Origin of the sequence: Tsuneonella sp. CC-YZS046, assembly GCF_035581365.1 — a bacterium.
Taxonomy (GTDB): domain Bacteria; phylum Pseudomonadota; class Alphaproteobacteria; order Sphingomonadales; family Sphingomonadaceae; genus JAWKXU01.
This window is the reverse complement of the sequence record NZ_CP141590.1, coordinates 2,497,238-2,523,041: the sequence shown is the minus strand read 5'-3', so window position 1 is coordinate 2,523,041 and position 25,804 is coordinate 2,497,238. Positions and strand designations below refer to the sequence as shown.

Below are 25,804 nucleotides of genomic sequence, written 5' to 3'. Positions count from 1 at the left end.
TCCGGCAGGCTAGCAGGGGTCAACGATGAAATTCATCATTGCCATCATCAAACCGTTCAAGCTCGACGAGGTGCGCGAAGCTCTCGGCGCCATCGGCGTGGCGGGCATGACAGTATCGGAAGTCAAGGGCTTCGGCCGCCAGAAGGGCCAGACCGAGATTTACCGCGGCGCGGAATATTCCACGAATATGCTGCCCAAGGTGAAGGTTGAGATCGCGGCATCCGACGCGGTCGCGCCGCAGGTCGTGGAAACGATCCAGCAAGTGGCCAGCACGGATTCGATCGGGGACGGGAAGATCTTCGTTCTCGAGCTGGCATCCGTCACTCGCATCCGCACCGGCGAAACCGGGGACACCGCGCTTTGAGCGGCGCGTTCGACACGAGGGGTAACACTATGATTCGCAAGACACTCTGCGGCGTCGGCGCCCTGGGCGCTTCGATGTTCGCCGCCAGCGCCGCCTGGGCGCAAGAAGCGGCGGAGGCCGTCGCCGAAGCCGCCGCGCCGGTCGCCGCGCCCGCGGCGGAGGCGGCCGCCGCCGTTCCCAATCCGGGCAACAACGCCTTCATGTTCACCGCGACCGTCATCGTCATGATGATGATCCTGCCGGGCCTTGCCTTGTTCTACGGCGGCCTGACCCGCTCCAAGAACATGCTTTCCACCATGACCCAGATCGGCTCGGTCGCCGCGCTGGCCATGATCATCTGGGTGACGTGGGGCTATTCCACCGCCTTCGGCCCCGAAGGCAATTCGTTCTTCGCCTGGGGCAACGCGTTCCTCTCGCAGGTCACGCCGGATACCACCGCCGCGACCTTCTCCGACGAAGTGATCAGCGAATACATCTTTATCGCCTTCCAGATGACCTTCTCCGCGATCACCGCCGCCCTGGTCCTGGGCGGCACGGCCGAACGCATGAAGTTCTCGGCCGCGCTGGTGTTCGCCGCCGTCTGGCTGACGATCGTCTACTATCCGCTCGCGCACATGGTGTGGGCCGGTGGCGGCCTGATCTTCGAATGGGGCGCGCTGGACTTCGCCGGCGGCACCGTGGTCCACATCAACGCCGGTGTCTCCGCCCTGGTCGCCGCAATCATGCTCGGCAAGCGCAAGGGCTATCCGACCGAGCCGATGCCGCCGCACTCGCTGACGCTCACCATGGTCGGCACCGGCCTGCTGTGGGTGGGCTGGTTCGGCTTCAACGCCGGTTCGGAACTCGAAGCCGACGGCATTGCCGGGCTGGCGGTGGTCAACACCTTCGTCGCCACTGCCTCGGCCGCGCTGTTCTGGATGCTGACCGAGCGCTTCATGGGCCACAAGCCTTCGGCTCTGGGTTTCTGCTCGGGTGTGATCGCCGGTCTGGTCGCCATCACGCCGGCCGCGGGCAACTCCGGTCCGTTCGGCGCGATCGTGCTCGGCGCGATTGCCTCGGTCATCGCCTACTTCGCGGTCGCCAAGATCAAGCCGGCCCTCGGCTACGACGAATCGCTCGATGCTTTCGGCATCCACGCGATTGGCGGCATCATCGGCGCCATCGGCACCGGCATCGTCTACTCGCCCGCCCTCGGTGGGCCTGGCGGGGACGACTTCGTGATGGGCGCTCAGGTCGTGATCCAGATCAAGGCCGTTCTGGTGGCGATCGTCTGGGCTGCCGTCGGCACCGCGATCGCGATGTTCATCGCCAAGCTGCTCACCGGGCTGCGGGTCTCCACCGAAGTCGAAGTCGAAGGCCTCGACCTCGGCGAGCATGGAGAGCGCGCCTACAACTGACAAGCCTTCTTCAGTTTGGCGGGGTCGAGTTCCTCCTCTCTCCTCCCTCGATCCCGCCTCACCTCGTTCCTCCTGCGAACGTAACCTATCAGGCCGGAGCCAGCCGCTCCGGCCTTTTTTTCTGTCTGACGGCGGGGAAGCTCAGGCGATGCCGGGCGCGCTCAGCTCTCCGATCCCGGCCCGCAGCATTTCGCTATGGCGGGCATTGTCGAAAGGCATCAGCGCGAGCGCGTGTTCTATCGTCCGCGAGTTCGCCAGTCCCGGATGCTCCCGTGCATTCGCCGCCATCTCCCGATTTCCCTTGGCGAGATGGCAATTCATCGAGATCAGGGCGGGCAGTGTATAGCGCGATTGCAGCGACAGCGAGTTGGCCGCATGGCGCAGCGCCTCGTCATATTCGCCCGCGATATAGGCGGAGGTGGCCATCTGCCCGTAGATCCAGAACAGTTCCGGATCGAACGGCGAAAGCGCCTCTGCGGTCTTGAGCATCGGCATCGCCCGTTCCGGCTCTCCGCAGAGCAGATGCACCGCGCCAAGATTGGCATAGGCTGCGGCGCAGGCGGGATTGCTGGCGATCGCCCGCTCGAACAGATGCATCGCGGTGGCGAAATTGCCGGACCATTTCTGCAGGACCCCCAGGACCAGCAGGGGGCGCGGGTCGCCATGGTTGCGCGCCAGCGCGATTTCGCCCAGGCGGCGCGCCTCGTTCATGGCGCCGTTGCGGCGTTTCCACCAATAGCAGCGCAGGGCATGGATCGCTCCGAATATGTCCAGCTCGGGGCGATCTTCGCTGGCTCTCAGCCCGATCAGCAGCTTGTCGGCAAGCCCGATGTCCGCTGCCGAGAAGATGCGGCGCAGCAAGGCGCGCAGGCACTGCAGGGAGTGGCCGAGGCTGGCCGGGTCGGCGCCCGCTTCCATTATCTGCCCGGAACCGGCGATCGCATTCTCCAGCGCATTGACCGTGCGGCCCACTCTCAGGTTGAGATCCTTCTGCTGCAGGGGGAAGGCCACCGCGCCGGATTCGCTCCATATGATAGTGCGAGGTGGTAGCTCGATGCAGCTCATCGAGAGAATCGGGGTGCTGGCGGGCAATAATGAAAGTGAAAGACAATAGCGCGCGCCCGCGGAGGCTCCCTCCAGCCCGGCGATGCCGCTGGGCGATGGCGGGGCGATCACCCGCAGCCAGCCCAGCCGCGCCAGCCCGGCATTCATCTCCTGGGCGAACAATTGCAGGATTCCCGCATCCTCGCGCCTCATGCCGGGGTCGAAATGAGCCGCAACCATGATCGAGGGCGGCTGCCATGCGTCCGCCGCCTGCACATCGCTGCGCGGAGCAGCGGGAAAGGCCGCCCTTGGCGCGGGCGCCGCGGGGGGGGAATCGCCCTCATCCTCGTCATCGGAAATATCCTCGCCCGCATCGTCCGCGGTGATCTGGCTACGGGCATCGCGCAGCCATTCCTCGAAATCCTCTTCCCCGGCAATATCCAGCCCTTCCAGGAAATCCTCGTCGCTGGAGCTGACGGCCTTCGGGTCGTCGCGCACGTCGATCCAGATCTGGTCCAGATTGATCCTGACGGAGCGGTGATCGCTGATAAGTGGCACACAAGGCAGGGTTTTTCGCATGTTCGACAATTCGCGCCGCAGACTGTTCTGGGCCTGCTTGGTATCGCGCGAACCCCATAATTTCTGCTGCAGCCAGGCGCGGGATCGGATGCCGTCATTCGACAGGGCGAGCAATCCGAGCACGGCGATTGCCTTCTTGGAAGTCATTTCGACGCGCTTGCCCTGCGCGTCGATCAATCGTGGATGGCCCAAAAGATAGAGCTTCGGGACCTCATCCGAAATCGACCCTGTTTTAACCACCCCTGCCGCCTCCCTGTTGCTTTGCAGCATGGAAATTTCCCTAGAATCTAGGCCCCTGCGTGTCCCTCACGTAACAGGGGAGAATTTAACCAAGTGCAATCTTTGCGGGCTTTTTTCACGCCAGCGCGACGCTCTTATCACGCAACCTTCACGCTATGGCAAGTAGGGAACGGGTCGCTTGACGACGGGCGAAGTGCGTCGTCGGTGCCAGTATTCAGAACACCTGCCGGCCGTGCCGGCATTTATGGGGGTTACCTACATGAGATTGAAAACAACCCTGACACTTGGCGTTGCAAGTGCTGCGGTGGCTGTCAGCTTTGCGCAATCGGCGCAGGCTGCTTGCACCACTGCTGGTACGGTCGTGACCTGTGCTGCTCCGGGCGACACTGTCACTAACGCTGAGACCGAGCTGTCCTCGATTTCGGGCGGTCCTGACTCGGCTGCAACGTTCATCAATCAGGCCGGGTCGGTATTGACCGGTGGTTCGACCACCCTTGACCTTAACCCCGATAGTGATCTGAATCTCGCATACGCGTTCACCAACGCCGGCGATATCGGCACTGCGGTGACTGGCGTGGATGTCAGCTACGTTGCTGTCGATGATACCGTTGGCAACACCTTCACCTTTGCTAACACTGGTCAGATTTTCGGCAACTTCACGGTTTCGAACATCACGGGTGCGATCGGCGCTACCAACAGCGGGCTGATCACTGGCCAGCTTACGCTTGGCAATTCCAATACCGAAGGTGCGGTGACCATCACCAACACCGGCTCGGTCAACGGTGGCATTGTTGCCCAGTCCAACACTGGCAATGCATCGGTCACGACATCGGGTGACTCGGGTGTCGACGGCGCCTGGGCGGAAGTCGAGGCTCTGACCAATGGCGGCACGACGACCACGACTGGCCCGACGACGGTGGGTACTGTAACGACCTATTCGACCTCCACCACGGCAACCGGCGGCACCGCTACCGTGGCTGTTGAGGAAGGCGCGACGGTTGGTGACGTTACCGCGAACGGCCTTGCCGGCGCGACGGTGACGATCGACGGCTCCGTGGGTGACGATGACGAGGCGCACGATGTAACTGCGATCTCGTCCGGTGAGGATTACGCCTTCGAGTCGACGGAAGACGATCAGTCCCCTGCTTCCTACACTTATGATGAGGCGGGCTCTTACACTGCGGTCGGTGGCGATGCTTCGATCACCGTTTCGGAAGACGCCACGGTTTGGGGTGATGCAAGGGCGGAAGCCGATGGCAATGCCTCTGTGCAGAACGATGGCCTGATCGCGGGTGATGTCGATATTTTCGCCGAAGCCAGCGATTATGAATGGACCTATGGTGAAGATGCCACCCAGACCGTTTCCGGGACTGTAACTACCAGCACTTGGGGTGAGGACTATACCTCTACCACCACCGATGTTGGTGGCCTCGCAACGCTGACCAACACCGGCACGATCGGCGAAGAGGATAACACTGTCACGATCGAGGTCGATGGTCATGGTGGCGCGGTTATCGAGAACTCCGGCACGATCTACGGCGACATAGAGGCTGATGGCGAAGGTTACGTCAGCACTTCCAACTGGTCCTATACGCAAACCACCGTGGAGGATTCGGGCACGCTTGTTTCGCCTGACTCATACTCTTGGAGTTACGAACAAGGTGGCAGCCAAACCGCCATTGCGGCCGATGCCACGCTGACCAACACTGCGGATGGTCAGATCTTCGGCGATATCGAAATCGATGCGTCGAACGATGTTACGCTGACCAATGATGGTTCGATTGTCGGTGGTATCGATCTCGATGCTTCTGCCGAGGATTATTCCTACAATCGGGGTGAAGACTACAGCATCGCCACCGCGGGCAGCGTTCAGACTGAAACCTGGGGTGAGGATTACACCTCCACCAACACCACCCATGGCGGTGAAGCTGTCCTCGAAAACACTGGTACGATCGGTGATGAGGACACCGATGTGGTTGTCGAGCTTTATGGTGCGTCTGGCGCAAGCGTCGTCAATTCCGGTGACATCTATGGCGATCTGGACAATGCCGATGCGGACGTCTCCATCCGTGCTGGCGGCGTCACGATTGGTGAAGATGGTTCCTGGACCGAGACCGTTGTTACGGATACCACTGGCCCGACCGTTGTTTCGGGTTCTTGGGGTGAAGACACTTCCGTAACGGTGACGAATGTTGCTGCCGATGCTTCGATCCTGAACGAGGCGGATGGTCAGATCTTCGGTGACATCGAACTTGATGCCAACGGCAATGTGATCGTTGACAATCAGGGTTATATCGCGGGTGACATCTCTGGCGATGCCACTGGCACCGATCTTTCGTTCAACTACTCGGTAGCCTCGTCCTACAGTGCAACTGGTGAAGACTATAGCGGCGCTTTTGGTGAGGACTACACCTCCGTTGGCGGTACCGTATCGTTCGACAACAGCGGCCTGATTGGTGAAACCGACGAGAGCCATGTTTCGATCGATCTGCATGGTGATGCCGGCGCGACGGTTCTCAACACCGGTCGCATCAATGGCAATATCGTTGCATCGGCTGGCGGAGAAGATTCCTCCTATGCTTCGGAGTTCACCTACAACGCCACGCTCAATAGCGGGGACGTCACCACATCGGAGGCCAGCAGTCAGACAGCGTACTCGGGTTCCACGATTGCTGCTGACGTCGATTTCGATAACGATGCGGGTGCCCTCATCGTTGGCGATGTCGAACTGCAAGCGACTGGCAACATCACGGTCGACAATCCTGGCGCGGTGACGGGCTACATCAAGTCCTACACCAATGGCGCAGATTATGCGACATCCTCGTCGTTCGGTGAAGACTTCACGCTAGACCTTGGTGATGATGATGCTACCCAGCAGCTGATTCAGACGAGTGGCTTCAGCAACGAATACACCACTACCGGTGGCGATATCACTGGCGTCTATTCGGGTAGCGTTGGTTCGGTGCAGTTTGCTCCGCAGAACGCCGATTATGGCGATATCGTGCAGGATGCGGATGGCAACTCCTCTGCGGAAGTGACCGGTCTGGTTCTCGGCAGCTTCACGGGTAATGCCGGGGGTTACAGCCAGGGTGAAGATTTCACCTCGACGCGGACCAACACTTATGAGGCGGACGACAGCATCCTCACGGGTGATTACGTCCAGTCCTATAGCTCGGAATACTCCACTACGCTTGCGGACAGCACTCTTGCGGTCAATGGCGGTTCCATTGGCACCCACTTGGGTGAAGATACTCCGGAAGGAGTGAGCTTGACGGCGACTGGCGATGCACAATTGCTTGTCGGCAATGGCGGTTTGATTGCGGGCGATGCCTACCTCTCCGCGGGCACTGGAACTGCGGCCTCGGCAAGCACGTTGGATCTGACCGATACGCAGGCCTACGACACCGATGGCGCTCTTGTGTCACGTGAAGTGGCTTGGGAGGGCACCAGCACCTCCAACGGTTCGGAAAGCTCTGCCGATATCCAGATTGGCAATGGCGATGTCGGTGGCAACATCAACGCCTATTCGGGCGCTGGCGGTACCACCTTCGCATTGACCAACCAGGGTGAAGTCGGGGGCGGAGTATTCCTCTATTCGACTGCTGGCTATGAGTATGAATCGACGTGGACTGGCCTCTACACCGAAGATGCTGATGGCAATACCGCCCTTACGAGCAGCAATGAATGGACATCCTCCGACGTAAGCGGAGATGTCACTGCGGTCGTAAACGGGGTTATCGGCAACGGCCTTGATGGCGCGCAGGCTTATGGCTCCGTGCAATGGGCCGGAGGCGGTGAAGATGGCTTGTATCTGGAAAGCAATGGCGGAACGGCCAGTGCTACCGTTACCGGCCAGGTTCGGGGAGACATTGTCGTTGAATCGTCCGGTGAAGATTTCAGCGGCTACAGCGAGTTGGAATATACCGATGTTGGCAGCCTCTCGATCTCGCCGAACAATGTCAATTGGTCGGGAACTCTCATCAGTGAAACGTATGGCGAAGACTCGACCTGGACTGGCGGCACCGCCAATCTGGTGATCGATGCCGCGAATGATGCGACGCCGGTCAACTTTGGCGACATCTATGTCTCTGGCGTGTCCGGTGCCACTGCCACCATTGCTGCGGGCAGCAAGGTCGTGCAGCAGTATGGCTCGGGTAACGGATATGGTGACGTCTACGTTGGCAGCCTGTATTGGAACTTTAGTGATGACTACACCGGTGACCCGGTTGCCGGCTCCTCGACCTATAACTGGACCTATACGGCTACCGGCGGCCCGGCCACGTTGATCAACGATGGCGTCATCGGCTACGATGGCGGCACGGATCACAGCGGCAACGGCGTCTTCGTTGAAGTCGAAAGCATCACCGACACGACTGCTACCCTCACCAACAATGGTGCGATCTATGGCAGCGCTCTGGTCAACTCGCTGGCTGTGAATGAAAGCGGCACGACCACCGTCGTGAATGCTGGAGACACCACGGAAGTGGTCACGACCGTGATCGACTACACTCCGGTGGGTGGCACTGCGGTGCTGACCAACAACGGCCTCATCACTGGTTCTGCCGGGGCTTGGGCTGAGAATGGCACCATAACGAACGATGGTGCCATTCGGGGTGGTGCTTACCTCGGCGCCTCCGTGGACAACTACGAAACCACCACGATCGACACCTTCATTCAGTTGGGTGAAGAGGTTGTGACTGCCGAGAACGAGCCGTTCCTGCAGACCTACACCCTCGATCAGAACGTTCTGCTTGGCGGTGGTATCTCGGTTGGCGGGGCCTTTGGTCAAATCGACGATAGCGTGCAGACCAGCACGATCGACGCTACGATCAATCTGAACGATGGCTCGATCACTACCGGTACGATCGTAGGCGAATTTGACGAAGAGACGGGTGAGCGCTTCACCCAGACCGACGTCAACCTCAACGGTGGCGGTTACCTGGGTCTGACCTACGGCGAATCCGAAGGTTACGACTTCTTCGGTGAAGACGTCGACAACCCGCTCTGGGAAGACTTCGCTGCCGCTGATCCGCAGGTTGCCTTCTATGGGGATCTCGATACCTATCAGGCTCCTGCCAGCGTCATCGGCGTGGAAAACCTCACCAAGACTGGTGCCGGCACTTTCTACATCTATGGCTCGGCATATCAGCCTGCCACGCTCACCAATGAGTTTGCTGACTATACCTTCGATGTCGGAACCTTCGGCATCCGCGAGGGTGAAATCCAGTTGGCGGTCGCTGGTGGCGAGGATGCGGTCTTCGGTATCCGTGGCAACCTGGAGAATGACGCTACCCTCGTTCTGGGTCGTCGCGTCACCGCTCCGGACGCTCTCTTCGCGAGCAATGTGGTCAACCAGGGTCTCGATGCCATCGCTGGCCTGAACATCTACCAGTTGGGTGATTTTACCCAGTCGGAAACCGGCACGCTGGTGGTTGGTCAGATCCCGTCACTGATGCGCTACTACAACCCGACCGTTGGCACGGGCTACACCACCAACGAGCCGCTCGGTGTGGCTGGTGCGCTGGTGTCGCTTGGCTACTTCACCACTCCTGAGAATGCTCTTGGCAATCTCTTCGGTGAAGATTCCTACGCCTTCCAGACCAGCTTCGTGACACTCGACGGCGATCTGTCGCTCGATGGCACGGTGGAACTGGTTGGCCCGGGCGGCGGCATCTATCTGGATGGCGCAACCCAGGACATCTTCAGCGTTTCGGGTGACGTGGTCCTCGGTGCCGAAGTCGAAGGGGCGAACAACAACTTCGTGACCTTCGGTCTTGGGCAGCGTGAGGAAGGTGATCGCACGATCGTGTATATCGGTGCCAATCGCGCCGGCTATGAGACCGTTGGTCTCAATGAGAACGCGATCGCTGCCGGTGCAGCTCTGACCAACTCGGTGCCTTACGTGGTCAATCTCGTGACCAACGACGGTCCGTACAACAGCGTCGAGCAGTTCGGTCTGATCCAGGATATGGCGACCATCATCGCCGGCTTCGACTCGGTGCTGACGCGGGCTCAGGTTTCGCAGGCTCTGAACGAACTGGCTTCGGGCAACTTCTACGGCTCGCTCTCGGCGATCCGTACGACCGATCCGTTCGTGGATGTGGTGAGCAACCGCCGCATTCCGGAAGGCGCCACGGGCTTCAACTTCTGGCTGCAGCCCTCGGGTGACTTCTACCGCCTCGATGCCGACTATGCTGACGGCAAGAGCGGTGCGGTTGACCTCGATGCGGACAATTACGGTGGTTCGGTTGGCTTCGGCGTCGCTACCGGAAATGGTGAGATCGGCCTTGGCTTCGGCTACGGTCACATCGATGCCAGCTCCGACAAGCAGCCGGTCAGCGCGGATGGCGACACTTGGATGGTGGGTCTCTATGCCCGCCAGGCCTTCGGTCCCCTCACCGTCGCAGCCGACCTGGTCCATGGTTGGACCAAGTGGGATGCGGAACGCGCCCTGCCGACGCTGGCTCGCAGCACGACGGCTGAGTTCGACAGTAAGGAACTGCGTGGCGACCTTCGCGTCGAATACGCAATCCCGATGGGTGAGAACTCCTTCATCGCGCCGTATGGCCAGGTCGAATTCCGTCACGTCAAGTTCGACGGGTTCACGGAAGAAGGTGCTGGTTCGGTCAGCCTGATCGTCGACAAGTTCAGTAAGACGCTCTTCACCCCGACCCTCGGTGTGAAGTTCGGCACCGGCTTCAACGCTGGTGGCACCTGGCTCCGTCCGGAAGCCACGCTGTCCTATAGCTTCGGCGATTATCAGACCGACCGTAACGTGGCTTATCTTGGCAACCCGGACGAGGTCTTCCGCCTCCAGGGTGTTGATCCGGATGGCTTCTTCACCGGTACGCTGGGTCTCTTCGCTGATATCGGCTCCAACTCCGGTGCCTTTATCCGCGGTAGCTACTCGACGGGTGGTGACGGTGACGTGCTTGGTCTGAAGGCCGGTGTCGTGATTGGCTTCGGTAGCGCTGCTGCTCCGGTAGCCGCTCCCCCGCCCCCGCCCCCGCCGCCACCTCCCCCGCCGCCGCCGCCGGCTCCTGAGGTTGCGTGCAACAAGGGTCCGTACATCGTGTTCTTCGACTGGGATCGCTCCGACATCACGCCGGAAGCCGCGACCATCCTCGACAGCGCGGTGACCGCCTATGGCAATTGCGATGTGGTTCCGATCATGCTGGCCGGCTACACCGACCGTTCGGGCTCCACGCAGTACAACCTCGGCCTCTCGGCACGGCGTAACTCGTCGGTCCGCGATTACCTGACCGCTCGTGGCATTCCGGGCGACCGGATCACCAGCGAGGCCTTCGGTGAGGCCAACCCGCGGGTTCCGACCGCCGACGGCGTGCGCGAACTGCAGAACCGCCGGGTCGAGATCACCTACGGTCCGGGTTCGGGCTTGTAAGTTCTCGCCATCAGGCACAAACTCGGAAAGGGGCCGGAGCGATCCGGCCCCTTTTTCTATGGCAGGCTATGCAGTGCTTGATGCTGCTGCCCTTCCCGGTGGAAGGGCGGATGGCTCTGGCGTCTGGAGATATCAAGAGAGGGTGGGCGCTCGTTTAGACAGGCCCCATGCTCTCAGAATATGCTGACGCCCTTCGGCCATCCATCTTCGTATGTAGATAGAGGATAGCTCGAACGTCCTGCTGCTGGGGGCGACACCCGCCAACGTGCGGAGATTGCGTTGCAAAAGATGCCAGGAGAGCGCAGCAGCCTCTTGGAGATTATGGGGGCTGAGGCTCCCCATCGGGCTGTCCGCACTCTTGATCGCTGGACATCGTTGATCCGCGTTTGTCAGCCAAATGCGGTCGAGAGGATTGGATTTTCGTCTGCTAACCTGAGCCATCAGGAAGATGGCGAGATCGTTCAGCTTGCCTGATGATAAACCTCATCGATTGTTGGGCCGTAGCAGGGGGCAATGGCAGCCGGCAGGTTCACCCAGGGGCAAGCGCCAAAGAGGGCTGGCAAGTTCCTTATGGTTTGAGGTGCGGCTTCACCCGGATTTCGAGGGTTCAATGCGGCTATGCTGCCGAGGGAGAACGAATTAGGCTCGTTCCGGTTCTGGTTCAGCCGGAACGAGCCTGCTTTGCGTGCGATTTATTGGCGCGGTGGTTAAGGTCAGAACCTATTAATGGCGTGAGCCATGCTGGCGATTGGGCTGGATGAGATCCGAGACAGAGCAGCAATCCCGCGTCTCAGCAGTCTGGCGAACCCACTCGCTTAGCGGATGCATCCAACGGACCTGGCCGGAAGGGCGCAGGGCCAGAAGAGAGAGCCGAGAATAGTTGACAACCGATCGCCGCCGCCCTGCGTTTTCTGGCTCAAGCCATAGCCATGCAACTTGCAAATCCCGACTCTGACTATCCGCTGTGAGGAATGCGCACTCCCGCTCGATAAGGCCCGGGAGGCCCGCAAGGAACAGGGACAAGAGTTGAAAAGCGGCGGCTGAGACAAAGTTAGGACCGGGCGAGGAAGGCTACAGCCTTCCGCTGCCGCACCCGGCCTCAGTTCCTGGAGTTGTGCGCTCCGATTTCCTGCGCCAGCGATCTTCCTGCATGCTCCCTGTGTCAGCAACTGCAGGATCGGGAAATCAGGACCGCTTGCATACCAGGATGCAGGATTAGACCTGCTTTACGAGGGAAATTAGCCGCGGCTTGCCAGCATATCGAGCATGGGCCGGATCGGGCCCAGGTTATAGCCTGCGTTGGCGGCAAGTTGGGCCAGCTCATCCGGCGCCCGGCCCGACTTGGCCTGCGCCAAAGCCCAGAGAAGGGTGGAGCGCGTACCGGAACGGCAATAAGCCAGGACGGGTCCCTGCGCCGCTTTCAATGCGGCGACCATCGCGTCCACTTGCGGCTCGCTGAACCCGGCATGGGTGATGGGAATGGCGCAATATTCCATTCCCGCCGCGCGGGCGGCCGATTCGATTTCGGCGCCGGGTGTCTGATCCCCGGATTCACCTTCCGGGCGATTGTTGATGATGAGGCTTATGCCAAGTTCATGAGCTGTGGCCACATCCGGGGTGTCAATTTGCGGGCTTGCGAAGATTCCATCTTCCAGACGTCGAAAATCACTCATGCTTCAGCATCCACTTGTTGTTTTGCCAGCTTCTGGGCGCGTCGGTTCCGCCCAAGCATGTTGAGCAGTTCGACAGCCACCGAGAATGCCATGGCTGTGTAGATATAGCCCTTGGGGACATGGAAGCCGAAGCCGTCCGCGATGAGGACGAGCCCGATCATGACCAGGAAGGCCAGGGCCAGCATCACCAGGGTAGGATTCTTCTCGACAAACCGGGAAAGCGGATCGGCGGCGATCAGCATTATCCCGACCGTGACCACGACCGCCGCGACCATGATCGGAACCTCATTCGTCATCCCGACGGCAGTCAGAATCGAATCGATCGAGAAAACCAGATCAAGCGCGATGATTTGCACGATCGCGGCAGAGAAGCCGATCTGCACGGCGCTTTTCTTGGGGTCCAGCAATTCGCCGCTTGGGGGTTCCGGGTCGATATTGTGGTGAATTTCCTTGGTCGCCTTCCAGAGCAGGAAGAAACCGCCGGCCAGCAGAATCAGATCCCGTCCGGAAAAGGCGGTCTCGAAAGAAGGCGTGCCATGCTCGTTCGGCGCGCCGGAAAGCCCGAGATCGAACAACGGGGTCTGGAGCGTGACGATCCAGCCGATCAGCATGAGCAGCCCGATTCTCATGATCAGCGCAAGGCTCAGACCCAGCCTGCGTGCGAACTGCTGCTGGTGCGGCGGCAATTTGTTTGAAAGGATCGCGATGAAAATAAGGTTGTCGATGCCGAGAACGATCTCAAGCACGATGAGTGTCAACAAGGCAGCCCATGCGGCAGGATCGGTTAGCAGCGCCAATATATCCATCCCGCGTTCTGTGCCCAAATCGGACAGGTCTGGCAAGCCGGGACATCACCGCAATGCTTGATAGAGCCTGCGGTCGCGGGATGAGTGAAAGTATTCGCGTGCGGGTTGATTCTACGCTATGCTGACAAATGGATGAACAGAGGGCCTTGCGGTCGATATGCTTGCATGCCCTCTGGAGCTTGGCGCGATTCGTCCGCGTTGCCAGGTGTGATGAATGGGCGAAACGAAGGTACGTTCGGCTTTATGGGTTTTGATAGAGGGCGTCGCGGTCGGGGGCGCGACAAGCGCGATGGGTTCGGTGAAGAAGGTTTCGATCCCTTTATTGGCGGCGATCAATTTGGTGGAAATGACCGATTCGGCGGGCCGAGCCGCTTTGACAACAATGACCGGTTCGGCGGCGGCGGACGCGGCGGCTTCGGCGGTGGTCCGCGCGGCCCGGGTGCTGGCGGCGGCGGTGGTTTTCGCGGCATGCCCGCGCAAGTCGTGGGAACCGGCAAGGGCGTGGTGAAGTTCTTCAACGCCCAGAAGGGCTTCGGCTTCATCCAGCGTGACGATGGCGGCAGCGACGTATTCGTCCATATCAGCTCGGTCGAGCGCGCTGGCCTGGAAGGGCTGGCGGAAGGCCAGGAACTCGAGTTCAATCTGGTGGATCGCGGCGGCAAGGTATCCGCCGCGGATCTTCAGGTCGTCGGTGATGTCATTCCCGTGGAGGCCGCGGCTCGTCCGGCTGCCCCGCAGCGCGAGCTGACCGGCGAGAAGGCCACCGGGACCGTCAAGTTCTTCAACGGCACCAAGGGATTTGGCTTCATCACCCGGGATGACGGCCAGCCGGATGCATTCGTGCATATCAGCGCGGTCGAGCGGTCCGGCCTTCAAGGGCTGAATGAAGGCGATCGTCTGGAATTCGATCTCGAAGTTGACCGACGCGGCAAATATTCCGCAGTCAATCTCGTGCCGATCAGCGGATAGCTTTCATTACGGTGCGAGGTCGGATTTGACCGGCAAGCCGCACCGCCATAGACAAGCGGAAAATGGCGGTCCTTGCCGGGGCCGCCATTTCTCTTTCCCGATACTGTCCGATAAAGACCGGGCATTATGTTTTTCGGAGCCCAGACATGTCCATCACTCCGTTGATGCCAGTATATCCGCGTTGCGATGTGCGGCCGGTGCGCGGCGAGAATTGCCACCTGATCAGCGAGGACGGCCGCCGTTTTCTGGATTTTGCGAGCGGCATCGCGGTGAATATCCTGGGTCATTCGCATCCGGGGCTGATTGGCGCGATCCAGCGGCAGGCGGCCACGCTGATGCATGTCTCCAATCTCTATGGCAGCCCGCAAGGGGAAGCGCTGGCGCAGAGGCTGGTCGATCTGACCTTTGCGGATACGGTGTTCTTCACCAATTCGGGGGCGGAAGCGGTGGAGGCGTCGATCAAGACCGCCCGCGCCTATCACCAGAACGGCGGCGATCCGGAACGGTATGAGCTGATTACCTTCAACAACGCCTTTCATGGGCGGACGCTGGCGACGATAAGCGCGTCCAATCAGGAAAAGATGCATCACGGCTTCCTGCCGCTCCTGCCCGGTTTCAAATATGTCGAATTCGACGATCTGGAAGGCGCGAAGGCGGCAATGAGCCGGCATACCGCGGGCTTCCTGGTCGAGCCGATCCAGGGCGAGGGCGGCATTCGCGTGGCCTCTCAGGCCTTTCTGCAGGGATTGCGCGACCTGGCTGACGAACATGACCTGATGCTTGTTTTCGACGAGGTGCAGACGGGCGTGGCGCGGACCGGCACCTTCTATGCCTATGAGCAGTTCGGGATCGAACCGGACATACTGGCGACGGCGAAGGGCATTGGCGGCGGCTTCCCGCTTGGGGCTTGCCTGGCGACGGAAAAGGCCGCGCGCGGGATGACGGCCGGCACCCATGGTTCGACCTATGGCGGCAATCCGCTGGCGATGGCGGCGGGCAATGCCGTGCTCGATGTGGTTGCGAATGATGAATTCCTGCTCGCGGTCCGCGAGAAGGGCGAGCGGATTCGCGCGGGGCTGGAGCAATTCATCGGCAATTATCCGGAACTGTTCGAGCTGGTGCGCGGGCGCGGGTTGATGCTGGGCCTGAAAATGCGCAGCGAGAGCCGCCCCTTCGTGGTGCATCTGCGGGACAATCATGGCTTGCTGACCGTTGCGGCGGGGGACAACACGGTGCGCGTCCTGCCGCCGCTGATTGTCGGCGATGCGGAGATCGATGAGTTCTTTGACCGGCTTTCCGCCGGGGCCGCCAGCTACAAGGCGGAGGAGGCAGCCTGATGCTTCGGCATTTCACCGATCTTGTCGATGCGGGTGGCGATGCCATCGCCGCGATCCTCAACGATGCGATGGACCGGAAGGCGGCGCGGACTACCTGGCCGAAAGGCCGGGCCGATGCCGATGCTCCGCTGCAGGGGCGGGTTCTTGCCATGATCTTCGAGAAGAGCTCGACACGGACCCGCGTTTCCTTCGACATGGCGATGCGCCAGCTTGGCGGCAGTGCATTGATCATGGAATCCGGTTCGACCCAGCTGGGGCGCGGTGAAACCATTGCCGACACGGCGCGCGTGCTGTCCCGCATGGTCGACGCGATCATGATCCGGACGGACGATCACGCGAAGATCGAGGAAATGGCCCGCCACGCCACGGTTCCCGTGATCAATGGGCTGTCCGACCAGTCGCATCCCTGTCAGATCGTGGCGGATCTGCTGACCGTCATCGAGCAGGGCAAGGCGCTTCCGGGCCTGGAAGTCGCCTGGCTGGGCGACGGCAACAATGTGCTGCACTCCATCCTGGAGGCCGCCGGGCTGATGAAGTTCAATGTGCGCGTTGCGGTTCCGGACGGATATGAGCCCGATGCGCGCTTCGTCGGATTTGCACGGGAAAACGGCAGCCGCGTCACGCTCACGCGGGATGCGCGGGAAGCGGTGGCAGGGGCGGATATCGTCGTCACCGATACCTGGGTATCGATGGGGCAGGCCCATGCGGAAGAGAAGATCCGGGCCATGCTGCCGTATCAGGTCAATGCGGGGCTGATGGCCGCCGCCAGGCCCGATGCCCGCTTCCTGCACTGCCTTCCCGCGCATATCGGCGAGGAAGTGACCGCGGAGGTGTTCGAGGGCCCGCAATCGGTGGTTTTCGACGAGGCCGAGAATCGGATCCATGCCCAGAAATCGGTCCTGCTCTGGTGCTTCGGGCTGATCTGACCCCGGGCTGCTGACGGCCGCTCCTTAATTTCGCCATGCTGCGGCCCCATATTGCGGGCGATGATTGAAATGCAGAACGAAACCTTCGGCGACCGGATCCTCAACTTCACCCTTCCGGCCCGGAATGCCCGGGGCCGGCTGATCCGGCTCGACGAGACGCTGGACACGATATTATCCGCGCATGCCTATCCCCCGGTCATTCGCGATCTGCTGACCGAAGCATTGGTCGTCACCGCGCTGATCGGCAGCCTCCTCAAGGAGGATGACAGCCAGCTGACGATGCAGGCCCAGACGCAGGACGGCGTGGTCAAGCTGCTGGCTTGCGATTTCCGCAACGGAGAGTTGCGGGGCTATGTGCAGCATGACGAAGATCGCCTGGCAGAGCTTGGGGCAGAACCTTCGCTCGGGGAGCTTTTTGGCCAGGGCTATCTTGCGGTGACTTTCGATCTCGCGGCCACAGGCGAACGGTATCAGGGGGTCGTGCCGCTTGAAGGGCATTCGCTCGCGCAGGTGTGCGAAAGCTATTTCGAGCGTTCGGAGCAGGTGCCGACGCTGATCCGCATCGCGATCACCTCGGGGATGGCCGCGGGCCTTCTGGTGCAGCACCTGCCGGACGGCGAGGAAGGGCGCGAGCGCCTGCATGTGCGCATGGACCATCCGGAGTGGGAGCATGTGGCGATCATGGCGGAAAGCCTTGGCGCGGACGAGTTGCTGGATGCGCGCCTTCCGCTGGAGGATCTGCTCTGGCGGCTGTTCCACGAGGAACCGGAGATCCGGGTCGCGCCCGGCTTATCCGTGAATCGCGGATGCAGATGCTCCGTCATTCATTTCGAAAATGTCCTGTCCCGATTCCCGGCGGAGGAGCGCAAGGAAATGCGGGACGAGAATGGAATAATCCTGGTCGATTGCGCGTTTTGCTCGCGGCAGTTCGCAATACAGGATTAGCGACTCGTCGCTTAAAAAGAACGCTTTATCGTAAGCGTGAGAATGTGCTATGATGCAATCAATGCGCTTTTTGATTGGGTTTTCGAAGATGTTTCAAACCGCACGGTCCGGCTTGCGCGTGGCAGCCCTGTTCCTTGCCGGCTTGTTCATGACCATTCTCGCGCCGGCCCAGGCCCAGGCGCCGCAATTGGCGATGCTCGACAAGCTTGATCGGGGCGATTGGGAAATTCGCTTTCGCCCGGACAATGAGCGCCAGCGGATATGCCTGCGCGACGGCAGGCCGCTGATTCAGCTGCGCCATCCTTCGCAGGCCTGCAGCCGCTTTGTGGTGGAAGACACGGCCAGCCGGGTGACGGTTCATTATACCTGCCGTGGCCACGGCTATGGGCGAACCCAGATCTGGCGCGAGAACGGCAGCCTGGCCCAGATCGAGAGCCAGGGGATCGTCGATGGCCGCCCCTTCCAGTTCTCGGCGGAAGCCCGGCGGGTTGGCGCCTGTTCTTGAAAGGAACAGGGCGAAGGTCTAGCGCCTTCGCATGAGCACCGAACATCCGACAGGAACGCGGCCCGCGGTGGTTCTGCTGTCCGGCGGGCTGGATTCGATGGTGTCGGCGGCGATCGCGGCCGAGCAGGGATTTTCCATCAACGCCCTCACCATCGATTACAACCAGCGCCACAAGCGGGAAATCGATGCCGCGCGGGCGATTGCGCGGCGGCTCGGGGCGCAGCGGCATGTGACTCTCTCGCTCGATCTGAGCAAGTTTGGCGGTTCCGCGCTGACGGATGACATAGATGTTCCAAAGGATGGGGTCGGCCCGGATATTCCGGTGACCTATGTTCCCGCGCGCAACCTCGTGTTCCTGTCGCTCACCCTTGCATGGGCGGAGGCGATCGGTGCGCAGGACATCTTCATCGGCGTCAATGCGCTGGATTATTCCGGCTATCCGGATTGCCGGCCGGAATTCATCGCCAGTTTCGCGGAAACAGCGCGGCTCGCCACCAAGGCCGGGGCGGAAGGTTCTCCCTTCACGATTCACGCGCCGCTGCAGTTCATGAGCAAGGCGGATATCGCCCGCGAAGCCCGGCGGCTCGATCTCGATCCGGGCTTGAGCTGGTCATGCTACGATCCGCAACCGGATGGGGCCGCCTGCGGCGCCTGCGACAGCTGCCGGTTGCGGCGGGCAGGCTTTCGCGATGCGGGGATCGAGGACCCCACCCGCTATGCCGTCGACCTGCCTGGGCTCTAGGGATTTCAAGCGGCCCGAACGGGCCGCTTCGGATCAGGGGCGCGCCAGAACGCCGCAGGCGATGCGGCCGCCGCTGTTCCCGGCGGGATCGGTCTTGTAGTCGTCCGGCCCCGCATGCACGACCACGGCGGTGCCGTCGCTGTCGAACAGGACATTCAGCAACTGCTCCTTGGTTGAATGCAGCGCGACGCTGATGCTCCCCTTCCCGGATTCGTCCGCCGTGATATTGGGAAGATCGCCCAGATGGCTGCCGGCTGGGTTCTCCGTGCCATGCTGCTTCCCTTCGGGATTGAGATGCCCGCCGGCGGAAGTGAATGCGGGTGCTTCGCATTGTCCGACCGTGTGCAGGTGAATGCCGTGCAAGCCGGGAGAGACGCCAGTCACATCGGCGATCAACCGCACTCCCTGCCCATCGCTCACCACGCGGGCCGTTCCGGCCGGTTGCCCATCGGCAAGTTTCAGTTCCGTGGATGCAAGCGTTTCCGTCGCAGGCTGGGGCACTGTCGAACAGGCGGCGAGTGCGACAAAGGCGGGGGCAAGGGCCAGCAAGGCATGACGCTGCATGATTTTCTCCATCGGGTGACTGCAATACAAGACGCGAGAAAGCGAACGGTTCCCTATGCCTTCGCGGCGTTCACCCGTCAAATTGACCCAGAATGCGAGCGGCCTGCATGGCGGCGATCAGCGCGTCGATCGCCGCTCGCGCTTCCGTGTCGATGGTGCTTCCACCACTCGGCGAAGCGGGCGCCGATGGGGCGAGCCAGGCCCCGGCGAAACGCATCTCCTGATCCGCCGAGCGGTTGAATATCCGCATCCCCTCGCGCGGCGTGACGAACAGCCACACGCCCGCCTGGCGGCATGCGATCCGCCCCTCCTGCCCGCTCCATTCGCCCGTGGCAGGGCTGGAAACCAGCCAGCATTCGCCATCCAGCGGTGTTGCGGGCGGTGTCGCCGCCTCCCCTTCAATGGCGCAATGGAGCAGCGCGTCGGTGAGCGCATGGGCCTCGTTGACTGCGTGCTCCTTCTGGGACTGGCCGGAAAACAGCAGCGGCAAGCCAAAGCGGGGGCTGGACGATGTGAAACTCAATGGATCTGTCATTGCGGATGTCCTTGTCTGGATCGGGTCAGGGCAGAGTGGTCAGCAGCAGCGGGTCGGACAGGGCATGGGTGCCGATCTGCCTCACCCAGACAGCCGCGCTGGGGTACGCGGCGGCAAGGCTGGCCCATTCATCGGCATCGAAAACGATCCGCGATGTGGCCGCTTCCCACTGGACATGAGGCATTTCGACAGGACCGAGGCCGACCAGATAGCGCTCGGCTTCCTCGATCAGCGGCGTTTCGACCTGATCGCGCCATGGCCATGCGCCCCGCGCGCGGCGTATCCAGCCGAGCACGACATCGCCTGCATCCGTGGTCCGCTTTCGGGGATGAACCGGGCAGAGCGGACGCAGGGACAGCCCCGGGTTGGCGATGGCGGATATGACCAGGGCATGATCGCCCGGACCCTGGGCAGTGATGACGGCTCCGGCCGCATCGCCGACAATGTCCGGATCGAGCCTGCGCAAGCTGTCATCCAGCAGCATGAAGGGCGTGCCGGCGGGATGGCCGTTCATTGCCGCGGCTTCCGTGCCTGCGCGCCCGCGCAACAGGCCTTGCAAGCGCCACTGGCCGCCGCCCAGGGCTGTCGCGGATGCGAATTGAAGGATTTCCCCGCCGATCAGCGCGCGATTCGAGCCCGCAGCAATGGCGGCGGCATCCACGCTGGAAAGCGCGAAATCGGGCGAAACCAGCGCGACCGTCACTTCACCCTCGCGCTCCAGCAGCATCGCGGCGGAGGGGGCGAGCGGGCCGGTGATTTCGCCCATGATGGTTCGCCTGCGGCCGCTGCCGCGCAGGGGAACAAGCGTGCCCATCCGATCGACATCAAGCCCCGTACCCGGCCATCCGCCGTTGGCGGAGGAAACGCCGGCAGCGATGATCGGCTGGTCGGGGGACCCGGTTCCGTCCCATGGCAATTCGGATATCATGAGCCGGGTCGGGCTGGCCTGAAGGTCCGCCGGCGGATCGATCCGGCCCGGGTCCGACAGGGCCTGATGTGCGCCGCCATGGGGCAGCCGCAGCAATTCGAGTTCCACGCCTTCGCTCCGCCATTCCCACGAAACGATCCGCCAAAGCCCGGCCAGCCCGGGTGCCTGCACGACCTGCCCGGGGGCGAGGGCGGGATCGAGTTCGGCAATACGCCAGGCGACGGTTTCGCTTGCCCAACCCGCGCGTTCGGCCGCCGCATCGGCAAGGCTGCGCGCATCGCCGGCGGCGAGGGCGCCGGGAAAGTCGAGAACCTGTTCCCGGCCCGGTCCGCTACGCCCGCCTGCGCGCTGCATCCCCGCCAGATAGTCGCGCACCGGATCATAATAGCGCAGCGCGCGGGGCCGATCGTGATCGGACAGCGTCCTGCGAAACAGCGTGCCGCCGAGCGGCCCGAAACTTCCATCCGCCGTTGCGCTTGCCGGTTCCGGCAGAAGCGGAGGGTCGGGCGGAATGCGTTCGGCCGGCCCGATCGTCAGTGCTTCGCCGCCGGCATCGCAGGCCAGGGGGTAGATCGAATCGATCAGGGCCAGGGTGCTGCCGAGAGAGCCGCTTTCCCAGCTGAAGCCGGCAAGGCCCGGAAGCGGCATGTCGATTGCGGCGGAATCGATGAGATCGGCCAGCATCGGCTCGAGTTCCGATGCCTCTCGATCGGCAAGAATCTCGACGCTGAGGGAAGGAATCCGGTTGCCGAAAGTGCTCAGATCGAGATCCTCGAACACCGCATAGGCCAGGCCACGATGGGCCGGAGCCTCGCTCCCCAGGGCGGAGGCGAGCAGCGGATCGACCGGCTGGTCGCCGTGGCCGGAATATATTCGCAACGTGCCGCTGGCCTTCAGGTCGCCTTCCGCGCCGCGCAGCAGGTTGCCGTCCGCCCATATCCGTCCGATGCCGGCTATGGGTGCGCTCGACAGCGCGATGGCGAAGGACACGCTGTAGCGGTAGGTGGTCACCGAACCGTTGCTTTCCTCATGCTCGATCAGATTGGTGGACCAGATGATCGAGCCGGGCGCGCGTATTCTGCCGTAATGGCGCGGGATCGCCGAACCGTAGCTCGAGCTGGAGATTCGCAGATCGTCGAGGCGCGGACCCTTGCGGCCTGGGCCGCCCAGCAGGGCCGTATCGACCTGTCGCCCGATCAGCCCGCCGGCCAGGCCGCCCAGGGGGCCGCCAAGCGCGGCGCCCAGCGTCGTGAAAACGAGAGTTGCCATGATGTCCTCAGGGAAAGGGGGTTATGCGCCAATGGCGAAGCACGGGCGCCACCAGCGGACCGGGGGTGACGACCACCCGCCGCAATCCGGCATGGGCATGGATGAAGCGTCCGGGGCCGGCCGCGATGGAAAGATGGAACTGGGCCGCGCCCGGCCTGGTCAGGATGATGTCTCCGGGCTGGATCGGTCCAACCGCTTCGGCAAGCCCGGCCTCGTCCGCGAAGCGCAGGAGGCTCGCGATGCTCCGATTGCGAAGCCCGTAGCAGGCCGGGACGCGGACCGGGCGGCCGATCGCCGCGAGCGCCGCAAGGCACAGTCCGACGCAATCCAGCCCGGTTTCCGGATCGCGCCCGTGCAGCCGGAATGGCGCACCCGCCAGAGCTTCGGCCGCCTTCGCCAGCGCTGTTCCATCGCCGCTCATTGCGGGGGGACGCCATAGCGCGCCAGCAGGTCGTTGCCGGGCAGGAACGGTTCGCCCTGGAAATTGGCGGCGTTGCCGAAGCGGGTGGCGCAAGTGGCGATTCTCCGGTCGCAGCCTTCGCTCAACCTCGCCCGCGTGCCGGCAGTCAGGCTCGGGTCGAGCATCCTGTCGAGCATGATGCCGGCCCCGTCCGCCGCCATCACCCGCATCGCGATCCCTGCCTGCGGCCCATCGATCCAGCGCAGTTCGCCATGGGCCAGCAGCTGCGGATCGGGTCCGCCGGCAAATTCCACGCGGTTGGCGGCGAAGTCGATAGCGGCGACCTGCGCCTCACGGGTGAAGCGCCGCGCGGACAAGGCGCAGCCCGGCCCGCAAAACCCGGCACGGCAGGTAGGGCTGGTGTAGGGCACCGGGTCCACCGCCAGCGCGGACTTGGCCGAAAGCAGTTCGGCGGTGAAGCGGACATCTTCCCGCGAGATCGCGCCAATCGTTCCGCGATAGAGGATCGCCCGCTCCAGACTGATCCAGTCCACGATACCGATGCGCATTGTGGCGCCGTCGAAGCGCCCTGCCGCGAGGTCGGCGGTGGAGATCGCATCGTGGGTCAAGGCGCCTTCCACTTCCGCGCTGTCGGGTTCGAGATCGGCAATTCGCCGGATCGCGGAGGGCACCATGCCCGGCGCGGCGCGGTGCCGGACGCCATCGAACCAGAGGTCGCGATCATGGGCAGTGAAGCCCAGCGTCACCCCATCGCGGCGGTGAATGCGCCAGAAGGCCGCGAGCGTTTCCAGCTGCTCGCGATAGAATATCCGGCTCATACCGCCTCGCGAATTTCGATCAGGGGAACGCTCGGTGCTTCGCCCGCGCGGAAATTGGCGCCGGCGATGTCCAGCCGGTCCTCGGCGAAACGCACCGGCACATCGAACAGGAAGCCCGCCCGGATCACCGCGCCCGTGGTCGGAGCGCTGGCGAAGACTACGCGCCCGCCCGGTTCGAGGGTCCATCCGCCGGCTTCCACCCCATCTACGCTGATGGACACGGTGCCGGGCTGCGGGCGCGTTATGCGGCGCAGCTGCGGGTCCGGCTCTTCGCCATAGCGCTTCACCAGCTGGAAGCTGGCGGTCGCCCCGTCCCCGATGCCGAGCAGCTGATCGGCGCCGGTCGGCGGGGCCGTGCCGCCATTCGAGCTGAAGTCGAACGGATCGGTCAGGCGGAAGCCGCGCGCCGCCCCGCGCCTTGCCCGGAAGAAGGCGATCAGCACGCCCAGTTCTTCCTCGGAGCGGATGCCCGGCCCGACATCGAAGCGGAGCCTGGCGTCGGCCCACAGGCTGCCGCGGCGCTCATGGCCGGAGGCGGTGACTGCGACGGAGGTGGAAAATTCCGGGCAGACCGAGGCATCGCGCCCCAACGCCAGCGGATAGGGCACATCGTCGAAGGCTTGCATATCGTTGTCCTGAGAATATGCGAGGCGGGTGTAGCCATCGCGATTGACCTGGGGCAGCGCCCAGACGAAGCGCTGGCTCAAGCCGCGCGTTTGTGCTTCGTCCAGCGCGGCGTCGATCTTCGGCCAGTAGCTTTCGGCATTGTCCGCCAGCAGCACGAAGCCGGAGAAATAATCCTGGTTTTCGACCGGATAGCCGAGGCGATCCTGCACCCATTGATAGGCTGCCCGCCGCTGCGCTTCCGCCCCGCCGGTCAGCCAGTCGTAATCCTCCAGCTGCAGCCGGTCGAAGGCAGGCCAGGCCCAGCCGGGCGGCAGGTTGGCCCGGCGCAGCTCGGGCATGGCGGGATCGAGGATCGTCGGCGTGAAGGCCAGCAGTAGCACTTCGGCCGGGCCGGTGGCGGCGGCACGGATCGTCGCGGTCAGATCCGCCGTCGATTGGGCGAGCAGCGCGCCCGCCGCATCAAGCAGGGCCAGCTGGGCTGCGTCCAGCGGGGCCCGCATATCGGCGATTTCGGGCGGCTCGCCTTCACTGCCCAAGGCCAGGCGCGCGGCCTCGTCATAAAGGCAGATCCGCCCATCGGCGAAGGTCCACCACCATGGCTCCCCGATCTGGAACAGCACCGGCAATCCGGCCTCCTCCAGCAGGGCGACGAAATGGGCGGCGACGGCCCGCAGCCAGCTCATCGCCTCCGTATGGGCGGGCGAAAGCAAGGTGGATGGCGGCACCCAGCCGGTCAGGGCGGGGGCACCATCCACCGCGCGCTGCCGCCAGCCATCGGGGCAATGGTCGGCGAACAGCTCGTAGGAAAGCGATGCGATCGGCTGGTAGCCTTGCCGCGCGCATTCCGCGAAATAGGCCTGGTGCCACTGGCGGCCCGGATTGCAGAGCGTGCCCGCCGGATCGGCCAGCATCGCGCCTTCTTCCGCAACCAGCCGGAAGAAATGGCTCATCCCCACGTAATGAACGATCCGCCCGCGATAGCCGAGGCCGCGAATATTGCGCAGTATCCGCTCGGGGGTCAGATTGTAGCTGTCGTCATAGGCCGTGGCGATCTGGATGCCATGCGGCGGCAGCATCACGTCGCCCGCCTCGAGCATGGGCCGGTCGCCCTCGCAGGCGATGTTGGTCAGTTCGAGCCAGCCGTCCGCGCGTGTCTCCAGCGGCGTATCGTCTTCCGGCACGAAGCCCGGCGGCGCGAGCGAGATGAACATCCGGTCGATGTCGGCCGGGTGGACCTCGGTCGCGGAGGGATCGTCGGAGGACCAGCCGGAAGTCAGCGCGGAGAAGGGGATGGCGATCTGCGCATCCTCGGGCGTGCCCTGCGCGTAGTTCCACAGCCGCACATACCAGCGCGTCTCGCCCCCCGTGGCATTGCGCCCTTCGATGGTAAGGGCGGGGCCGTTCGGCGCATCGAGCGGCAGGATGCCGGAGGAGGTCCAGCGAAAGCGCAGCGCGGTGCGCGAATAATCGCGGTCGGTGGCGTAGGCGAGCAGCGGATGGTCGAAGTTGTCCTCGCTTTCCCAGATCAGCCCGGCAAGGTCGCTCCTGCGGTGGAATTCCACATCCATCCGCAGCGCATCGGGGGCGGTCGTCACCACCGAAGCCATCATTGGGCGGGGGAAATTGACCGTCCAGAAGCGCGGGTCGAAGCGCTGTATCCACTCCGAATCCTGCCCGTCACGCCGGCGGGCGAGCCAGAATGCCATGTTCGTT

At 62.8% G+C, this 25,804-nt stretch carries 18 protein-coding genes; 9 read left to right on the top strand and 9 right to left on the bottom strand.

The window, feature by feature from the left end; all coding sequences use genetic code 11:
* Positions 1–25 precede the first annotated feature (25 nt).
* Entirely contained in the window at positions 26–364 is a 339-nt protein-coding gene (locus U8326_RS12350) for a P-II family nitrogen regulator (protein WP_324740622.1), read from the top strand.
* 29 nt (positions 365–393) lie between these two features.
* On the top strand, positions 394–1,761 hold the full coding sequence (locus U8326_RS12345) for an ammonium transporter (RefSeq protein WP_324743606.1): 1,368 nt from the start codon (positions 394–396) through the stop codon (positions 1,759–1,761).
* A 141-nt stretch (positions 1,762–1,902) separates the two neighbouring features.
* Here the strand turns inward: U8326_RS12345 and U8326_RS12340 are convergent, their stop codons facing one another.
* Positions 1,903–3,654 carry a tetratricopeptide repeat protein gene (locus U8326_RS12340; RefSeq protein ID WP_324740621.1) on the bottom strand — a complete coding sequence of 584 codons (1,752 nt, stop codon included), beginning with the start codon at positions 3,652–3,654 and terminating at the stop codon, positions 1,903–1,905.
* Between the two features lie 148 nt (positions 3,655–3,802).
* Here U8326_RS12340 and U8326_RS12335 point away from each other — a divergent pair, with 148 nt between their 5' ends.
* Positions 3,803–11,026 carry an OmpA family protein gene (locus U8326_RS12335; protein WP_324743678.1) on the top strand — a complete coding sequence of 2,408 codons (7,224 nt, stop codon included), beginning with the start codon at positions 3,803–3,805 and terminating at the stop codon, positions 11,024–11,026.
* Between the two features lie 1,238 nt (positions 11,027–12,264).
* On the opposite strand, the gene U8326_RS12330 is transcribed toward U8326_RS12335, so the two are convergent.
* Both U8326_RS12330 and U8326_RS12325 read right to left on the bottom strand, forming a co-directional pair.
* Positions 12,265–12,699, bottom strand: coding sequence for a TIGR01244 family sulfur transferase (locus U8326_RS12330; protein WP_324740620.1), 435 nt, complete (start codon positions 12,697–12,699; stop codon positions 12,265–12,267).
* Positions 12,696–13,505, bottom strand: a complete 810-nt coding sequence (locus U8326_RS12325) for a TerC family protein (RefSeq protein ID WP_324740619.1) — start codon at positions 13,503–13,505, stop codon at positions 12,696–12,698. The genes U8326_RS12330 and U8326_RS12325 overlap by 4 nt, the downstream gene beginning before the upstream one ends.
* A gap of 243 nt (positions 13,506–13,748) precedes the next feature.
* On the opposite strand from U8326_RS12325, the gene U8326_RS12320 reads away from it, so the two are divergent.
* The 6 genes from U8326_RS12320 to queC all read left to right on the top strand — a co-directional run bounded on the left by U8326_RS12320 (position 13,749) and on the right by queC (position 18,929).
* Complete coding sequence (locus tag U8326_RS12320; RefSeq protein ID WP_324743605.1) at positions 13,749–14,474, top strand: cold-shock protein; 726 nt, start codon at positions 13,749–13,751, stop codon at positions 14,472–14,474.
* 146 nt (positions 14,475–14,620) lie between these two features.
* Entirely contained in the window at positions 14,621–15,811 is a 1,191-nt protein-coding gene (locus tag U8326_RS12315; RefSeq protein ID WP_324740617.1) for an aspartate aminotransferase family protein, read from the top strand.
* Positions 15,811–16,737, top strand: coding sequence for an ornithine carbamoyltransferase (gene argF, locus U8326_RS12310; RefSeq protein ID WP_324740615.1), 927 nt, complete (start codon positions 15,811–15,813; stop codon positions 16,735–16,737). Before U8326_RS12315 ends, argF begins: the two co-directional genes overlap by 1 nt.
* Before the next feature lie 69 nt (positions 16,738–16,806).
* The gene (locus U8326_RS12305) at positions 16,807–17,682 is read left to right on the top strand and encodes an Hsp33 family molecular chaperone HslO (protein ID WP_416385483.1); all 876 of its coding nucleotides are present in this window, start codon (positions 16,807–16,809) and stop codon (positions 17,680–17,682) included.
* Between the two features lie 118 nt (positions 17,683–17,800).
* The gene (locus tag U8326_RS12300) at positions 17,801–18,187 is read left to right on the top strand and encodes a hypothetical protein (protein ID WP_324740613.1); all 387 of its coding nucleotides are present in this window, start codon (positions 17,801–17,803) and stop codon (positions 18,185–18,187) included.
* Between the two features lie 31 nt (positions 18,188–18,218).
* Positions 18,219–18,929: a 7-cyano-7-deazaguanine synthase QueC gene (gene queC / locus U8326_RS12295; RefSeq protein ID WP_324740612.1), complete on the top strand. Its 711-nt coding sequence runs from the start codon at positions 18,219–18,221 to the stop codon at positions 18,927–18,929.
* Between the two features lie 33 nt (positions 18,930–18,962).
* On the opposite strand, the gene U8326_RS12290 is transcribed toward queC, so the two are convergent.
* The 6 genes from U8326_RS12290 to U8326_RS12265 form a co-directional block, all read right to left on the bottom strand.
* The gene (locus U8326_RS12290) at positions 18,963–19,493 is read right to left on the bottom strand and encodes a superoxide dismutase family protein (RefSeq protein WP_324740611.1); all 531 of its coding nucleotides are present in this window, start codon (positions 19,491–19,493) and stop codon (positions 18,963–18,965) included.
* Between the two features lie 70 nt (positions 19,494–19,563).
* Positions 19,564–20,028 carry a DUF2793 domain-containing protein gene (locus U8326_RS12285; RefSeq protein ID WP_324740609.1) on the bottom strand — a complete coding sequence of 155 codons (465 nt, stop codon included), beginning with the start codon at positions 20,026–20,028 and terminating at the stop codon, positions 19,564–19,566.
* A gap of 25 nt (positions 20,029–20,053) precedes the next feature.
* Positions 20,054–22,225: a phage tail protein gene (locus U8326_RS12280; protein WP_324740607.1), complete on the bottom strand. Its 2,172-nt coding sequence runs from the start codon at positions 22,223–22,225 to the stop codon at positions 20,054–20,056.
* A gap of 7 nt (positions 22,226–22,232) precedes the next feature.
* On the bottom strand, positions 22,233–22,646 hold the full coding sequence (locus U8326_RS12275; protein ID WP_324740606.1) for an NlpC/P60 family protein: 414 nt from the start codon (positions 22,644–22,646) through the stop codon (positions 22,233–22,235).
* A complete protein-coding gene (locus tag U8326_RS12270) occupies positions 22,643–23,464 on the bottom strand; it encodes a DUF2163 domain-containing protein (RefSeq protein ID WP_324740605.1) in 822 nt (273 codons plus the stop codon). Before U8326_RS12270 ends, U8326_RS12275 begins: the two co-directional genes overlap by 4 nt.
* Positions 23,461–25,797 carry a DUF2460 domain-containing protein gene (locus tag U8326_RS12265; RefSeq protein WP_324740604.1) on the bottom strand — a complete coding sequence of 779 codons (2,337 nt, stop codon included), beginning with the start codon at positions 25,795–25,797 and terminating at the stop codon, positions 23,461–23,463. The genes U8326_RS12270 and U8326_RS12265 overlap by 4 nt, the downstream gene beginning before the upstream one ends.
* Positions 25,798–25,804: the final 7 nt, after the last annotated feature.

What these genes read in the sequence shown, in the direction of transcription:
- U8326_RS12345 (WP_324743606.1), top strand. Translation starts at nt 394, where the DNA reads ATGATTCGCAAGACACTCTGCGGCGTCGGCGCCCTGGGCGCTTCGATG.
- U8326_RS12280 (WP_324740607.1), bottom strand. Translation starts at nt 22,225, where the DNA reads ATGGCAACTCTCGTTTTCACGACGCTGGGCGCCGCGCTTGGCGGCCCC.
- U8326_RS12340 (WP_324740621.1), bottom strand. Translation starts at nt 3,654, where the DNA reads ATGCTGCAAAGCAACAGGGAGGCGGCAGGGGTGGTTAAAACAGGGTCG.
- argF (WP_324740615.1), top strand. Translation starts at nt 15,811, where the DNA reads ATGCTTCGGCATTTCACCGATCTTGTCGATGCGGGTGGCGATGCCATC.
- U8326_RS12265 (WP_324740604.1), bottom strand. Translation starts at nt 25,797, where the DNA reads ATGGCATTCTGGCTCGCCCGCCGGCGTGACGGGCAGGATTCGGAGTGG.
- U8326_RS12285 (WP_324740609.1), bottom strand. Translation starts at nt 20,028, where the DNA reads ATGACAGATCCATTGAGTTTCACATCGTCCAGCCCCCGCTTTGGCTTG.
- U8326_RS12270 (WP_324740605.1), bottom strand. Translation starts at nt 23,464, where the DNA reads ATGAGCCGGATATTCTATCGCGAGCAGCTGGAAACGCTCGCGGCCTTC.
- U8326_RS12350 (WP_324740622.1), top strand. Translation starts at nt 26, where the DNA reads ATGAAATTCATCATTGCCATCATCAAACCGTTCAAGCTCGACGAGGTG.
- U8326_RS12275 (WP_324740606.1), bottom strand. Translation starts at nt 22,646, where the DNA reads ATGAGCGGCGATGGAACAGCGCTGGCGAAGGCGGCCGAAGCTCTGGCG.
- U8326_RS12325 (WP_324740619.1), bottom strand. Translation starts at nt 13,505, where the DNA reads ATGGATATATTGGCGCTGCTAACCGATCCTGCCGCATGGGCTGCCTTG.
- U8326_RS12315 (WP_324740617.1), top strand. Translation starts at nt 14,621, where the DNA reads ATGTCCATCACTCCGTTGATGCCAGTATATCCGCGTTGCGATGTGCGG.
- queC (WP_324740612.1), top strand. Translation starts at nt 18,219, where the DNA reads ATGAGCACCGAACATCCGACAGGAACGCGGCCCGCGGTGGTTCTGCTG.
- U8326_RS12320 (WP_324743605.1), top strand. Translation starts at nt 13,749, where the DNA reads ATGGGTTTTGATAGAGGGCGTCGCGGTCGGGGGCGCGACAAGCGCGAT.
- U8326_RS12290 (WP_324740611.1), bottom strand. Translation starts at nt 19,493, where the DNA reads ATGCAGCGTCATGCCTTGCTGGCCCTTGCCCCCGCCTTTGTCGCACTC.
- U8326_RS12305 (WP_416385483.1), top strand. Translation starts at nt 16,807, where the DNA reads ATGCAGAACGAAACCTTCGGCGACCGGATCCTCAACTTCACCCTTCCG.
- U8326_RS12330 (WP_324740620.1), bottom strand. Translation starts at nt 12,699, where the DNA reads ATGAGTGATTTTCGACGTCTGGAAGATGGAATCTTCGCAAGCCCGCAA.